The following is a 14097-nucleotide window of genomic DNA, read 5'->3' on the forward strand; positions in this document are numbered from 1 at the left end:
GGTGCTACTCGATGGGCGCCGCGGGGCGGATCGTCAGCTTGTCCTCGTTGATCTCGTGCATGGCGACGGAGAGCGGCTTGTCGTCGATGGTCGAGTCGACCAGCGGGCCGACGTTGTCGAACAGGCTTCCCTCGTGCAGGTCGGCGTAGTAGTCGTTGATCTGGCGAGCGCGCTTGGAGGCGAAGATCACCAGGGCGTACTTCGAGTCGACCTTCGAGAGCAGCTCGTCGATGGGCGGGTCGATGATGCCGAGTTTGTTGGTGGGCACGGTGTTCACTCCTTGCTGGGAAGGTCAGTCGCCTTCTGAATCTGCATCAATTCTACGACCTCCGCCGCCGCGGCCTGCACATCGCGGTTCACGACGCGGAAGTCGAACTCGTCCTGGGCCGCCAGTTCGACCTTCGCGGTGGTCAGTCGGCGTTCCTGCTCCTCGGCGGTCTCGGTGCCGCGGCCGATCAGCCGGCGCACCAGTTCGTCCCAGGTCGGGGGCAGCAGGAACACCAGCGTGGCGCTCGGCTCGGCCGCCTTCACCTGGCGCGCGCCCTGGATGTCGATCTCGAGCAGCACGCTCGTCCCGGCCGCGAGGGCGCGGTCGATCGGGGTGCGCGGTGTGCCGTAGCGCGACTTGTTGTGCACCACGGCCCACTCGAGGAACTCCCCCGCCTCGATCATCCGATCGAACTCCTCGTCGGAGACGAAGTAGTAGCTGACGCCCTCGACCTCGCCCGGGCGCGGAGCCCGGGTGGTGGCCGAGACCGAGAGGTGCACCTCGGGGTAGTTCTCGCGGATGTACGTGGACACGGTGCCCTTGCCGACGGCCGTGGGTCCGGCCAGCACGACCAGGCGGCTGTCGCCGGTGGCCGCGACCTTGGGCGCCCGGCGCTCGAGATACGCCCGGAGCCGCTGCTGCTGGTGCACGCCGAGCCCCGACAGTCGCTTCGACGTCGCGATGCCGAGCGAGTCCATCACGCGCTCGATGCGCACGGGCCCGAGGCCGGGGATCGCCATCAGCAGATCGCGCACCCGCATGCCGGCCTCGATGCTCTCGGTGCTGCCGAGAGCGGTCTCGAGCACGGCGACGGCGCTCAGCCGGCGCTCGGTGACAGCTCGCTTGACGGATGCGCGGGCACGGCGTGCCGCGACGGCCGCACGGCTGGCGGCGACACGGTCCACATCGGGCGGGTTCATCGCAGCACCTCCCCGAGAGCGGCGCTCTCGCGTTCGATCGCCTCGGCGAGGCCGGCGGCCCCGGCGGGGCTGGCGGAGCCCAGTGCGAGCACCGAGCGGGACACGCTCACCACGACGTTCGGCGCGAGCTGCCCGAAGACGGTGGGGATGGAGTCGAACGAGGCGCCCTGGAAGCCGAAGCCCGGCGCGAGCACCGGTGTGGTCGAGAGGGTGCGGCTGGCGTCGCTCGTGAACCCGTAGTCCTCGAGGCGCTGGGTGGCGCCGAGCACCAGGCCATGGTCGCCGAGGCGGGTGCGGTCGGTGTTGCGGGCGGCGACCTCGTCGGCGACGAGTCGCGCGACCGTGCGCGCGGGGGTGTCGCCCGCATCCGTCGTCGCCGTCTGCAGCACGCGCGCCTCGGGGTTGGAGGTCGCGCTCAGCACGAAGGCCCCCTTGCCGGCGGCCTCGGCGGTGTCGAGCAGACCGGCGAGGGCGCCGATGCCGGTGTAGGCGGTGACGGTCAGTGCGTCGACCTCGAGCGGCGAGCCCGCGGTCAGCCAGGCCGCCGCGTAGCCGTCGTTGGTCGAGCCGATGTCGCCGCGCTTGGCGTCGCCGATCACGAGCAGGCCGGCCGCGCGGGCCGCGGCCAGCACGTCCTCGAGCGCCGCGAAGCCCGCCGAGCCGAACGACTCGAAGAACGCCACCTGCGGCTTGACGATGCCGACCCGGCCCGCGGCCGCCTCGACGACCCGCAGGCCGAAGTCGCGGACGCCCGCGGCGTCGCGCCCGAGGCCCCACTCCGTGAGGAGGTAGGGGTGCGGGTCGATGCCGACGCACAGGTGCCCGTGCGCCGCGAACGCCCCGTCGAGACGGGCGCCGAAGGGAGCGCCGCTCACCGGCGGGCGTTCCGGGCGATGGCGTACTCCTGCAGCGAGGTCACCTCGAAGCCGTCCTTCAGGGCGTCGAAGGAGGCCACGGCCGCGCCCAGCTGGGCGATGGTCGTGAACAGCGGCTTGTCGGCCGCAACGGCGGCGGCCCGGATCTCGTAGCCGTCGACCCGGGCCGAGCGGCCGGAGGGCGTGTTGATGACGATGTCGACCTTGTTCGCGTTGATCAGGTCGACGATCGTCTCGACCGGCTCGCCGTCGCCGTCCGCGGCGTTCTGGGCCGCGTTCTCGGAGTACTTGCCGACGATGCCGGCGTGGATGCCGTTGCGGTTCAGCACCTCGGCCGTGCCGCTGGTGGCCAGGATCTCGAAGCCGAGCTGCTGCAGCCGCAGCACCGGCAGCACGATCGCGCGCTTGTCGCGGTCGGAGACCGAGACGAACACCGTGCCCGTCAGCGGCATGCCGCCGTACGCGGCCTCCTGGCTCTTGGCGAAGGCGCGGGGGAAGTCGCGGTCGATGCCCATCACCTCACCGGTCGAGCGCATCTCCGGGCCGAGCACCGAGTCGACGATCAGCCCCTCCTTGGTGCGGAAGCGCTTGAACGGCAGCACGGCCTCCTTGACGGCGACGGGCGAGTCGAGCGGAACCCGCGAGCCGTCCTGCTCGGGCAGCATGCCTTCGGCCTTCAGCTCGGCGATGGTGACGCCGACCATGAGGCGCGAGGCGGCCTTCGCGAGCGGGATGCCCAGGGCCTTCGACACGAACGGCACGGTGCGGGAGGCGCGGGGGTTGGCCTCGAGCACGTAGAGGATGCCGGCACCGATGGCGAACTGCACGTTCAGCAGCCCCTGCACGCCGATGCCCTGCGCGATGGCGAGGGTGGCGTCGCGCACGGCGTCGATCTGCGAGCGGCCGAGCGTCACGGGCGGCAGCGAGCAGCTCGAGTCGCCGGAGTGCACGCCGGCCTCTTCGAGGTGCTCCATGATGCCGCCGATGTAGAGCTCGTGGCCGTCGTAGAGCGCGTCGACGTCGATCTCGATCGCGTCGTCGAGGAAGCGGTCGACCAGCAGCGGGTTGGCGGTGCCGACCATGCCCTGGCCCGCGATCCGCTCGAAGTAGTCGGCGAGCGACGGGGTGTCGTAGACGATCTCCATGCCGCGGCCGCCGAGCACGTAGCTCGGGCGCACCAGCACGGGGAAGCCGATCTCCTCGGCCACGGCGACGGCCGTCTCGTAGTCGACCGCGATGCCGTTCTTCGGGGCGAGAAGGCCCGCCTGGTCGAGGATGCCCGAGAACAGTCCGCGCTCCTCGGCGAGGTCGATGGCCTCGGGGGTGGTGCCGAGGATCGGCACGCCGGCCTCCTTCAGCCCCTTGGCGAGGCCGAGGGCGGTCTGCCCGCCGAGCTGCACGACGACGCCGACGAGCTCGCCCGACTGCGACTCGGCGTGGATGACCTCGAGCACGTCCTCGAGCGTGAGCGGCTCGAAGTAGAGCCGGTCGCTCGTGTCGTAGTCGGTGGAGACCGTCTCGGGGTTGCAGTTGATCATGATCGTCTCGTACCCGGCGTCGTGCAGGGCGAACGAGGCGTGCACGCAGGAGTAGTCGAACTCGACGCCCTGGCCGATGCGGTTCGGGCCGGAGCCGAGGATGACGACCTTTCGGGCGTCCGACGGCTCCACCTCGGTCTCGAGGTCGTAGCTGGAGTAGTGGTACGGCGTGAGCGCCGGGAACTCCCCGGCGCAGGTGTCGACCGTCTTGTAGACCGGGCGGATGCCCAGGATGTGGCGCACCTCGCGCACGTCCTTCTCGCCGAAGCCGCGGAGCGAGGCGATCTGGGCATCCGAGAAGCCGTGCTCCTTGGCGAGGGTGAACATGGCGTGGTCGGCGTTCTCGGAAGCCGTGATCGCCTCGGCGACCTCGTTGATCAGCACGATCTGGTCGAGGAACCAGGGGTCGATCTTGGTGGCCTCGAAGGCCTCCTCGATGCTTGCCCCCGCGCGGAGGGCCTGCTGCACCGTGACGATGCGGCCGTCGGTCGGCACGGCGGCGATCGCCAGCAGTTCGTCCTTGTCGCCGGGCTCCCCGTCCCAGTGGAACGACGAGCCGCGCTTCTCGAGCGAGCGCAACGACTTCTGCAGCGCCTGGGTGAAGTTGCGGCCGATGGCCATGGCCTCGCCCACCGACTTCATGGTGGTGGTGAGGGTGGGGTCGGCGGCCGGGAACTTCTCGAACGCGAAGCGAGGCACCTTGACGACCACGTAGTCGAGCGTGGGCTCGAAGGAGGCGGGGGTCACCTTGGTGATGTCGTTCGGGATCTCGTCGAGCCGGTAGCCGATCGCGAGCTTCGCGGCGATCTTGGCGATCGGGAAGCCCGTGGCCTTGGACGCGAGCGCACTGGAGCGGGACACCCGGGGGTTCATCTCGATCACGATGATGCGACCGTTGGCCGGGTCGACGGCGAACTGGATGTTGCAGCCGCCGGTGTCCACTCCCACGGCGCGGATGATGTCGATGCCGATGTCGCGCATCTTCTGGTACTCGCGGTCGGTCAGGGTGAGCGCGGGCGCCACCGTGATCGAGTCGCCCGTGTGCACGCCGACCGGGTCGACGTTCTCGATCGAGCAGACGACCACCGTGTTGTCGGCGGTGTCGCGCATGAGCTCCAGCTCGTACTCCTTCCAGCCGAGGATGGACTCCTCCAGGAGCACCTCGGTGGTCGGGCTCTGGTGCAGGCCGTCGCCGACGATCCGGCGCAGCTCCTCCTCGGTGTAGGCGAAGCCCGAGCCGAGCCCGCCCATCGTGAAGGAGGGGCGGACGACCAGCGGGTAGCCGAGGTCTTCGGCGAAGCCGACGGCCTCCTCGACGGTGTGCGCGATGTAGGAGCGCGCGACCTCGGCGCCCGCGTCGATCACGAGCTGCTTGAAGATCTGCCGGTCTTCGCCCTTGTTGATCGCCTCGAAGTTCGCGCCGATCAGCTCGACGTCGTACTTCTCGAGGATGCCGTGCTCGTGCAGCTGGATCGCCGCGTTCAGCGCGGTCTGGCCGCCGAGGGTCGGCAGGATCGCGTCGGGCTTCTCCTTGGCGATGATGGTCTCGATGACCTGCCAGGTGATCGGCTCGACGTAGGTGGCGTCGGCGAAGTCGGGGTCGGTCATGATCGTGGCCGGGTTCGAATTCACCAGGATGACGCGCACGCCCTCCTCGCGGAGCACGCGGCAGGCCTGCGTTCCCGAGTAGTCGAACTCGACGGCCTGACCGATGACGATCGGGCCGGAGCCGATGACCAGAACACTCTGGATGTCGTCTCTGCGTGGCATTACTCGTGGTCTCCTTCGGAGGAAGCGGTGGGCAGCTGGCCGGCCGGCGACTCGCGGCGTGCGAGCACCATCTCGCGGAAGCGGTCGAACAGGTACATGGAGTCGTGCGGGCCGGCGGCGGCCTCGGGGTGGTACTGCACCGAGAAGGCGTCGATGTCGAGGCAGCGGATGCCCTCGACCACGTCGTCGTTCAGGCTGAGGTGGCTCACCTCGACCCGACCGAAGCCGGCGGGCGAGTCGACGACGCCCTCGCGGGGCGCGTCGACGGCGAAGCCGTGGTTCTGGCTGGTGATCTCGACGCGGCCGGTGAGCTTGTCGAGCACGGGCTGGTTGATGCCGCGGTGGCCGAAGGGCAGCTTGTAGGTGCCGAAGCCGAGCGCCCGTCCGAGCAGCTGGTTGCCGAAGCAGATGCCGAAGTAGGGCACGCCGCTCTTCAGCACCTCGCGCAGCAGCTCGACATGGCTCTCGGAGGCCTCGGGGTCGCCCGGGCCGTTGCTGTAGAAGAGGGCATCCGGAGCGATCTCGAGCACCTCGTCGACCGTGACCGACTCGGGCAGCACCTCGACGTCGAGCCCGCGCTCGGCGAGGTAGTTCAGGGTGGAGGTCTTGACGCCCAGGTCGAGCACCGCGACCGAACCGACGCGCTCGCCGATGGCCGGCACCTGGTAGCGCTCGCGGGTCGACACGACGCTCGACAGCTTCTGGCCGGCCATCTCGGCACCGGCGCGCACGGCGCCGAGCTGCTCGGTGGCCGAGAGCTCGTACTCCGCACCCGAGAAGATGCCCGCGCGCATGGCGCCGGCGCTGCGGATGTGGCGGGTGACCGCGCGGGTGTCGATGCCCGAGATGCCCACCACCCCGTCGGTCTCGAGGTCGTCGTCGAGGCTGCGCTGGGCACGGAAGTTCGACACGACGCGGGAGGGGTCGCGCACGACGTAGCCGGCGACCCAGATCTTCGCCGACTCCTTGTCGGTGTCGTTGACGCCCGTGTTGCCGATGTGCGGCGCGGTCTGCATGACGATCTGGCCGGCGTAGGAGGGGTCGGTCAGCGTCTCCTGGTAGCCGGTCATGCCGGTGGCGAAGACGGCCTCGCCGAGGGTGCGCCCGCGGGCTCCGTAGGCACGGCCCTCGAAGCGCCGACCGTCTTCCAGCACGAGCACGGCGGGTTCGGTTGTGATCACGACGAGGTTCCTCCCTGAGGGGTGTTGTTCGGGATGATGGCGCCGGCGGCGTCGATCAGCCGGCCCGCGTCACCGAGATCGGTGGCGCGGACGTAGCTCTCGACCTCGGCCGGGCCGGTGGTGGAGTCGTAGGTCCAGTCGATGCGCACGAGCCCGCCGGGCTCGACGACGCGATCGATGGTCCAGGTGGAGGTGCCGACCGAGCGCAGGCGCTCGCGGGCGATGAAGGTCTCGGGTTCGCCGGGGACGACGAGCGACAGACCCGTCTCGAGCACCGTCAGCACGCCGCGTCCGCGGAAGGCGAGACCCGGGATGGTCAGCCGGTTCAGCGGGTCGCCCGCCGCGGTGGTGGCGACGTAGAGAACGGATGCCCGGGCGAGCTCCCGGCCGCGCGCGGCCTCGGCCGGAGCATCCGTCGCCCGGCCGAACGCCGACTGGCGGCGGCGCCTCGCCCGCCAGGCCCAGACCATGGCGCCGAGCACGAGAGCGGCGAACAGGGTGACGAGCACCCCGGGGACGATCCGCTCCATCAGCGCACCGCCGATTCGGCCGCTTCGGCCACGGGAGCCAGCACGCCGTCGCGGAGGGTGGCGAAGCCCTCGTGGAAGGTCCAGCGCACGCTGCCCGAGAGGGTGGCGCCGAGGTAGGGCGAGTTCTGGCTGCGGCCGTGCAGGCGCTCGAGGTCGAAGACGCTCGAGGCGGTCGGGTCGACGAGCGTGACGTTCGCGGGGGCGCCGTCCTCGAAGGCGTGGGAGTGACGCTCCAGGCGACCGATCGCGGCAGGGGCCTGGGAGAGCACCCGGGCGACGCCGGCCCAGTCGAGGAGCCCGGTGTCGACGAGCGCGGTCTGCACCACGGGCAGGGCCGACTCGAGCCCGACCATGCCGAAGGCCGCCGCATCCCACTCGCACTCCTTCGCCTCGCGGGGGTGCGGGGCGTGGTCGGTGGCGATGATGTCGATCGTTCCGTCGGCCACGGCCTCGCGGAGCGCCTGCACGTCCTCGTCACGGCGGAGCGGCGGGTTCACCTTGTAGCGGGCGTCGTAGCTGCGGATGAGCTCCTCGGTGAGGAGCAGGTGGTGCGGGGTCGCCTCGGCGGTCACCTGGATGCCCCGGGCCTTCGCCCACCGGATCACGTCGACCGAGCCGGCCGTGGAGAGGTGGCAGATGTGCAGGCGGGCGCCGACGTGCTCGGCGAGCAGCACGTCGCGGGCGATGATCGACTCCTCGGCGACGGCCGGCCAGCCCTTGAGGCCCAGCTCGCTGCTCAGGGCGCCCTCGTTCATCTGGGCGTTCTCGGTGAGCCGCGGGTCTTGCGCGTGCTGGGCGATCACGCCGTCGAAGGTCTTGACGTACTCCAGCGCGCGGCGCATGAGCAGCGAGTCGTGCACGCACTTGCCGTCGTCGGAGAACACCCGCACACCGGCGCGCGACTGGGCCATCGCGCCGATCTCGCTGAGGCGCTCGCCGCCGAGGCCCACGGTGACGGCGCCGATCGGGCGCACGGTCGCGTAGCCGGCGGCGCGGCCGAGTGCCTGCACCTGCTCGACGACGCCCGCGGTGTCGCTGACGGGCAGCGTGTTGGCCATGGCGAACACGGCGGTGAAGCCGCCGGCCGCGGCGGCGCGGGTGCCGGTGAGCACCGTCTCGCTCTGCTCGAAGCCGGGCTCGCGGAGGTGCGTGTGCAGGTCGACGAGGCCGGGCAGGGCGACGAGGCCCTCGGCGTCGACGACCGTGGCGCCCGCTGCACTCGCGCCGGTCGTGGTCGTCACGATGCGGCCACCCTCGATCAGGATGTCGGCGCCGGCACCGTTCGGCAGGGTCGCGCCCTTCAGCAGGTAGCTCTGCTCGCTCAACTCAGGGCCTCTCGCTCGCCTCGCTCGCCGGACAGCAGCAGGTAGAGCACTGCCATCCGGATGGACACCCCGTTCGCGACCTGCTCGAGCACGGTCGACTGCGCGGAATCGGCCGCGCCCGACGAGATCTCGAGGCCGCGGTTCATCGGTCCGGGGTGCATCACAATCGTATCCAGGCGCAAGGCCGCCATCCGCTCGTCGTCGAGGCCCCACTGCCGCGCGTACTCGCGGGCGTTGGGGAAGTAGGCGGCGTTCATCCGCTCGCTCTGGATGCGCAGCATCATCAGCACGTCGGGACGCACGGCGGCGAGCGTGGCGTCGAGGTCGAAGCCCACCGCGGCGGGCCAGGTCTCGGCGCCGACGGGCACCAGGGTGGCGGGCGCGACGAAGGTCAGCTCGGCCCCGAGGGTCTCGAGCAGCCAGAGGTTCGAGCGCGCGACGCGGGAGTGCAGGATGTCGCCGACGATGACGACGCGAACGCCGTCGAGCGCCTTGCCGCGGCTCGCCTCGGCGTGCAGCCTCCGGCGCATGGTGAACGCGTCGAGCAGGGCCTGGGTCGGATGCTCGTGCGTGCCGTCGCCCGCGTTCACGACGCCCGCGTCGATCCAGTCGCTCTGCGCCAGCACCTGGGGCGCGCCCGAGGCGTGGTGGCGGATGACGACGCCGTCGGCGCCCATCGCGGCGAGGGTCTGCGCGGTGTCCTTCAGGCTCTCGCCCTTGGAGACGCTCGAGCCCTTCGCCGAGAAGTTGATCACGTCGGCCGAGAGCCGCTTGGCGGCGGCCTCGAACGAGATGCGGGTGCGGGTGGAGTCCTCGAAGAAGAGGTTCACGACCGTCTTGCCGCGGAGCGTCGGCAGCTTCTTGACCTCGCGGTTCTGCACGTCGGCCATGTCCTCGGCGATGTCGAGGATGCGGACGGCCTCGTCGCGGCTCAGATCTTTCGTGGAGAGGAGGTGTCTCATCCTTCGATCGTCACCTCCTCGGTGGCGTCGAGCCCGGCGAGGCGCACGTTGATGCGCTCGGAGCGGGACGTCGGCAGATTCTTGCCCACGAAGTCGGCCCGGATCGGCAGGTCGCGGTGGCCCCGGTCGACCAGCACGGCGAGTCGCACGGCGCGCGGGCGGCCGAGGTCGCTGAGCGCGTCGAGCGCAGCCCGGATGGTGCGGCCCGAGTACAGCACGTCGTCGACCAGCACGACGGTCTTGCCGTCGATGCCCTGCCGGGGCACCTGCGTCGGGTGCGGCGTACGGGTGGGGTGCTTCGCCAGGTCGTCGCGGTACATCGTGATGTCGAGCGCGCCCACCATGCCGGCGGGATCGCTGCCGGGCTCGATGCCGGCGATCAGCGCACCGATCCGCTCGGCGAGGATCACCCCGCGTGTCGGGATCCCGAGGATCACCAGATCGTCCGCTCCCCGGTTGGACTCGAGGATCTCGTGCGAGATCCGAGTCAACGCCCGGGCTATGTCAGCCTGCTGCAGCACGGTGCGTGCCATAACGACCGACCTCCTTCCCCGCCTCCCGGACGGCCTTAAAGGATGCCTGTGTACCCCTTGACTCTAGCAGCCTGCTCGAGCTGCTCGCCCGAGCTGTCCGCAGGCTCGAGCTATCCTCATCATAGGGCCTTCGGGACAGTGCTGCGGATCGTCCCGTTCACGCCCGCGTCACCCGTCGTTCACACGGATGCGGTCGGCTGGGGCATCCGAACGCCGAGACCCCTCCCGAGGAGCCCCATGCGCCGCCGCGCCGCCTTCACCGCCCTGGCCAGCACCACCCTGGCCACCTGCACGATCGTCGCGGGGGTCGCCTTCGGGCCGGCCGCCGCGAACGCCGTCCTCGAGCCCGACCCCACCGCGCCGTTCTCCCCCGTCGTCGCCTCGGCGCCGGAGGCCGCGATCGGCCTGAGCCCGCTCGGCAGCTTCTCGACCGGGGTGTTCGACGAGAGCGCCGCCGAGATCGTGCAGTTCCACGGCGCGACCAAGCGCGCCTTCGTGGTGAACGCGCAGGCCGGCGTCGCCCAGGTGCTCGACCTCTCCGATCCCACGGCGCCCGAGCGGATGTTCGACCTCGCCACCGCCGGTGTGGTCGCCGCCGACGGCTCCACCATCCCGGCCACCGCCGTCGCCAACTCGGTCGCCGTGCGCGCCGACGGGCTGGTGGCGCTCGCCGTCGAGGCCGACCCGAAGACGGCCGACGGCTGGCTGGTGTTCTTCGACGCGGCCGGCAGCGGCACCGCGCTCGGGGCGGTGCGCGTCGGCGCCCTGCCCGACATGGTGACCTTCTCCCCCGACGGTGCCACCGCACTGGTGGCGAACGAGGGCGAGCCGGCCGAGGACTACAGCGCCGACCCCGAAGGCACCGTCTCGATCGTGGCCGTTCCGTCGACCGTGACCGCGCCCGCCCAGTCGGCGGTGCGGAGCGCCGGCTTCCACGACTTCGAGGCGGGCGGGCCGAAGACGCTGCCCGAGGGCGTGCGCGTCTTCGGCGTGCGCGACGGCGCCGTGAACCCGGTCTCCGAGAACCTGGAGCCCGAGTACGTGACCGTCTCCGGAGGCACGGCGTACGTGTCGCTGCAGGAGGCGAACGCCATCGCCGTCGTCGACATCGCCTCGGCGACGGTCACCGAGATCCACCCGCTCGGCTATCAGGACTTCTCGGTCACGCCGTTCGACGCCTCCGATAAGGACGACGCGGTGGACATCACCACCTGGCCCGTGCGCGGCCTCTACCAACCCGATGCGATCGGCAGCTACACCGTCGGCGGAGAGAGCTACGTGGTCTCGGCGAACGAGGGCGACAGCCGCGACTGGGAGGGCTACTCGGAGGAGGCGCGGGTCGAGGACCTCGACGTCTGCGCCCCGCTGGCGCCGTTCGTCACGGACGAGCAGCTCGGCCGGCTGAAGGTCACCACGGCCGACGGCTTCGACGAGGCCGCGGGCTGCTACTCCTCGCTGTACTCGTTCGGCGGACGCTCGTTCTCGATCTGGTCGTCGGATGGGCAGCAGGTGTTCGACTCGGGCTCGGACTTCGAGGAGATCACCGCGGCCGCCCTGCCGGAGGGCGCCTTCAACTCCGACCACACCGAGGTCGCGTTCGACTCCCGGAGCGACGACAAGGGTCCGGAGCCCGAGGGCCTCGCCCTCGGCGAGGTGGACGGCCGGCGCTACGCCTTCATCGGCCTCGAACGCGTCGGCGGCGTCATGGTCTACGACATCACCGACCCGGCTGCGGCGCAGTTCGTCACCTACGTGAACAACCGCGACTTCTCGGTGACCGACCCGTCCGAGTCTCCGGAGGCCCTGGCGGCCTCGGGTGACCTCGGCCCGGAGGGCCTCGCCTTCGTCCCGGCCGCCGACTCCCCGACGGGCGCCCCGATGCTCCTCGTGGGCAACGAGGTCTCGGGCACCACGACGGCCTTCGCCGTCAGCTCGACCGCCGGCCCGGCGCCGATCCCCGACCCGACGTCGACCGCCCCGGCGCCAGCTCCTGCTCCCGGGGCTCCCGCTCCCGGCGCGGCACCCTCGACTCCTGGCCCCGCCCTCGCGGCGACCGGCTCCGACGCGGCCGGCTTCGCCGCCCTGGCGACGTTCCTCGTCGGCGCGGGAGCCCTCGCGGCCTACCTCACCCGCCGCCTGCGCCGCCGCGCCTGACCGCACCCCCGGCTGCCCTGAGCCGATCGCTCAGGGCAGCCGGTGGAACCAGGTCCAGAGGTGCACCATGCCGGCGGGGTACCGCGCGATGGCGGCGTCGAGCTCGTCGCTCGGTGCGGCGCGGAAGATCGCGAGGTAGGGATCGGCCGTGGTGCGACCGGCCGCATCCGATCCGGTGCGGATCAGCACCGGGTCGGGGCCGAACAGCGGCTCGTCGAGTGCGCTCTGCAGCTCGATCGCCGAGACCGATGAGGTCACGATGCAGGCCGCATCGGGGAACAGCTTCTGCATGCCCGTGCGCACGGCGCCTAGGTCGGCCTCGGCCGCGGCGCCGATCAAGGCGACACTGACGCCGTCGGCGACGTACAGCGGGGCCCAGCCGACGACCTGCCCCGGGTATCCGGCGGTGTACGGGCCGATCAGCCCCTCCAGGTCGCCCGCGTCACGCCACCCGCCCTCGGGTTCCGCACAGCCGTACTGCTCCGGATCGGCCTGCGCGAACAGCGCCGCCGACTTCTCCTCGTCGGTCGAGTAGCTCGGCTGCGGCTCGGAGGGGACGGGCGGCGCCGAGGCGGCGTCTTGGAGGGCGATCGCCTCGGCTGTGTCGATGCCGGTCAGCCGGAAACGCGCACCCTCCACGTGCCCGGTGATGGCGTGGCTCGACCAGCTCCACCGTCCCCGTGGGGCGGACTCGGAGAGCTCCGTGACACCGTCCCCTTCCACCCGCAGCCCGTCGTCGCACACGGACGGCTCGCCCCATCCGCCGTCGGTGAACGGCACCTGGCAGACAGTGACTTCGCCCTCCGGGGAGACCCACAACGACACGCTCCCCCAGACCTCGGGACCGGTCGCGGCGCCGACGGCGGAGGCGGGTGGAGAGGCGTGTGGCGCGTCGGAGGCCGGTGCAGCCGGGGCCTCGGCCGTGCATCCGCTCAGAACGACGGAGACGACGGCCAGCACGACCCCGGGCACGAACCGTCGCATGCGCATCCCCGGGGCGGGCTAGGCCGCCTGGGCCACCTTGCCGAGCACGCCGTTCACGAAGCCGCCCGAATCGTCGGTCGAGAGCGTCTTGGCGAGCTCGACCGCCTCGGCGATCGCGACGCCCGCGGGCACCTCGTCGTTGTAGAGGATCTCCCAGACGCCGATGCGCAGCAGAGCGCGGTCGATCGTCGGCATGCGCGCGATCGTCCAGCCCTGGGCGTAGCTCTCGATGGTCTCGTCGATCTCGCTGAAGCGGTCGACGACGCCGTCGACGATCTCACGGGCGTAGAGCCACGAGTTCTGGCGGTCGGGCTCACTCGCCGCCCGGCCCGCCTCGGCCGCGAGGGCCTCGGTGATCGGGATCTGCCGCACGTCGGCGGCGTAGAGGATGTCGAGGGCCCGCTTGCGGGCCTTCGTGCGTGCGCTCAACGACGGGGCCTAGTTGACCCGGCCGAGGTAGTCGCCCGTGCGGGTGTCGACCTTGACCTTGGTGCCGATCTCGAGGAACAGCGGGACGTTGATCTGGTAGCCGGTCTCGACGGTGGCGGGCTTGGTGCCGCCGGTCGAGCGGTCGCCCTGCAGGCCCGGCTCGGTGTAGGTGATCTCGAGCACGACCGAGGCGGGGAGCTCGACGTAGAGCGGCTCGCCGTCGGTGAGCGCGATGGTCGCGGTCTGCTGCTCGAGCAGGAAGTTGGCGGCGTCGCCGACGATCGTGCCGGGGATGGTGATCTGGTCGTAGTCGCTCGTGTCCATGAACACGAAGTCCTCGCCGTCCTTGTACAGGTACTGGAAGTCGCGGCGGTCGACGTTGGCCGTCTCGATCTTCGCTCCGGCGTTGAAGGTGCGGTCGACGAGCTTGCCGGTGCGCACGTTCTTGATCTTGGTGCGCACGAAGGCGCCGCCCTTGCCCGGCTTGACGTGCTGGAACTCGATCACGTTCCAGAGCTGGCCGTCGATGTCCAGCACGGTGCCGTTCTTGATGTCGTTCGTTGAAGCCATGGAGGAGATGTTCCGTTCGAAGAATGAGGTGCGACCGGCATGTCGGTCGCGAAGGTCC

At 71.0% G+C, this 14097-nt stretch carries 13 protein-coding genes; 1 reads left to right on the top strand and 12 read right to left on the bottom strand.

The annotated features are described in order from the left end of the window. Positions 1-4: 4 nt before the first annotated feature. The 9 genes from rpoZ to pyrR are packed head-to-tail and all read right to left on the bottom strand — an operon-like array spanning position 5 to position 9902. Complete coding sequence (gene rpoZ, locus HQQ85_RS03125; RefSeq protein ID WP_173181035.1) at positions 5-268, bottom strand: DNA-directed RNA polymerase subunit omega; 264 nt, start codon at positions 266-268, stop codon at positions 5-7. A gap of 5 nt (positions 269-273) precedes the next feature. After that, positions 274-1188, bottom strand: a complete 915-nt coding sequence (gene gmk, locus HQQ85_RS03130) for a guanylate kinase (protein ID WP_173181036.1) — start codon at positions 1186-1188, stop codon at positions 274-276. Continuing rightward, the gene (pyrF, locus tag HQQ85_RS03135; protein WP_173181037.1) at positions 1185-2063 is read right to left on the bottom strand and encodes an orotidine-5'-phosphate decarboxylase; all 879 of its coding nucleotides are present in this window, start codon (positions 2061-2063) and stop codon (positions 1185-1187) included. The genes gmk and pyrF overlap by 4 nt, the downstream gene beginning before the upstream one ends. Then, positions 2060-5371, bottom strand: coding sequence for a carbamoyl-phosphate synthase large subunit (gene carB / locus HQQ85_RS03140; RefSeq protein WP_173181038.1), 3312 nt, complete (start codon positions 5369-5371; stop codon positions 2060-2062). Before carB ends, pyrF begins: the two co-directional genes overlap by 4 nt. Further along, a complete protein-coding gene (carA, locus tag HQQ85_RS03145; protein WP_173181696.1) occupies positions 5371-6549 on the bottom strand; it encodes a glutamine-hydrolyzing carbamoyl-phosphate synthase small subunit in 1179 nt (392 codons plus the stop codon). The genes carB and carA overlap by 1 nt, the downstream gene beginning before the upstream one ends. After that, positions 6549-7082, bottom strand: a complete 534-nt coding sequence (locus HQQ85_RS03150; protein ID WP_173181039.1) for a hypothetical protein — start codon at positions 7080-7082, stop codon at positions 6549-6551. The genes carA and HQQ85_RS03150 overlap by 1 nt, the downstream gene beginning before the upstream one ends. Continuing rightward, the gene (locus tag HQQ85_RS03155; RefSeq protein ID WP_173181040.1) at positions 7082-8407 is read right to left on the bottom strand and encodes a dihydroorotase; all 1326 of its coding nucleotides are present in this window, start codon (positions 8405-8407) and stop codon (positions 7082-7084) included. Before HQQ85_RS03155 ends, HQQ85_RS03150 begins: the two co-directional genes overlap by 1 nt. Further along, a complete protein-coding gene (locus HQQ85_RS03160; RefSeq protein WP_173181041.1) occupies positions 8404-9369 on the bottom strand; it encodes an aspartate carbamoyltransferase catalytic subunit in 966 nt (321 codons plus the stop codon). Before HQQ85_RS03160 ends, HQQ85_RS03155 begins: the two co-directional genes overlap by 4 nt. Then, positions 9366-9902 (bottom strand): bifunctional pyr operon transcriptional regulator/uracil phosphoribosyltransferase PyrR, encoded by a 537-nt coding sequence (gene pyrR, locus HQQ85_RS03165; RefSeq protein WP_173181042.1) that lies wholly within the window; start codon positions 9900-9902, stop codon positions 9366-9368. The genes HQQ85_RS03160 and pyrR overlap by 4 nt, the downstream gene beginning before the upstream one ends. Before the next feature lie 237 nt (positions 9903-10139). On the opposite strand from pyrR, the gene HQQ85_RS03170 reads away from it, so the two are divergent. Next, positions 10140-12056 carry a choice-of-anchor I family protein gene (locus HQQ85_RS03170; RefSeq protein WP_216851411.1) on the top strand — a complete coding sequence of 639 codons (1917 nt, stop codon included), beginning with the start codon at positions 10140-10142 and terminating at the stop codon, positions 12054-12056. Positions 12057-12086: 30 nt separating this feature from the next. Here the strand turns inward: HQQ85_RS03170 and HQQ85_RS03175 are convergent, their stop codons facing one another. The 3 genes from HQQ85_RS03175 to efp are packed head-to-tail and all read right to left on the bottom strand — an operon-like array spanning position 12087 to position 14039. Then, positions 12087-13040, bottom strand: a complete 954-nt coding sequence (locus HQQ85_RS03175) for a hypothetical protein (protein ID WP_173181043.1) — start codon at positions 13038-13040, stop codon at positions 12087-12089. An 18-nt stretch (positions 13041-13058) separates the two neighbouring features. Then, on the bottom strand, positions 13059-13469 hold the full coding sequence (nusB, locus tag HQQ85_RS03180; protein ID WP_173181044.1) for a transcription antitermination factor NusB: 411 nt from the start codon (positions 13467-13469) through the stop codon (positions 13059-13061). A 9-nt stretch (positions 13470-13478) separates the two neighbouring features. Then, positions 13479-14039, bottom strand: coding sequence for an elongation factor P (gene efp / locus HQQ85_RS03185; RefSeq protein ID WP_173181045.1), 561 nt, complete (start codon positions 14037-14039; stop codon positions 13479-13481). Positions 14040-14097: the final 58 nt, after the last annotated feature.

Source organism: Herbiconiux sp. VKM Ac-2851 (assembly GCF_013205105.1).
GTDB classification, from domain to species: domain Bacteria; phylum Actinomycetota; class Actinomycetes; order Actinomycetales; family Microbacteriaceae; genus Herbiconiux; species Herbiconiux flava.

Bases quoted from the DNA above. Each gene is read 5' to 3' on its own strand.
- gmk (WP_173181036.1), bottom strand. From the start codon at position 1,188: ATGAACCCGCCCGATGTGGACCGTGTCGCCGCCAGCCGTGCGGCCGTC.
- carB (WP_173181038.1), bottom strand. From the start codon at position 5,371: ATGCCACGCAGAGACGACATCCAGAGTGTTCTGGTCATCGGCTCCGGC.
- HQQ85_RS03150 (WP_173181039.1), bottom strand. From the start codon at position 7,082: ATGGAGCGGATCGTCCCCGGGGTGCTCGTCACCCTGTTCGCCGCTCTC.
- HQQ85_RS03160 (WP_173181041.1), bottom strand. From the start codon at position 9,369: ATGAGACACCTCCTCTCCACGAAAGATCTGAGCCGCGACGAGGCCGTC.
- pyrR (WP_173181042.1), bottom strand. From the start codon at position 9,902: ATGGCACGCACCGTGCTGCAGCAGGCTGACATAGCCCGGGCGTTGACT.
- HQQ85_RS03170 (WP_216851411.1), top strand. From the start codon at position 10,140: ATGCGCCGCCGCGCCGCCTTCACCGCCCTGGCCAGCACCACCCTGGCC.
- HQQ85_RS03175 (WP_173181043.1), bottom strand. From the start codon at position 13,040: ATGCGACGGTTCGTGCCCGGGGTCGTGCTGGCCGTCGTCTCCGTCGTT.
- efp (WP_173181045.1), bottom strand. From the start codon at position 14,039: ATGGCTTCAACGAACGACATCAAGAACGGCACCGTGCTGGACATCGAC.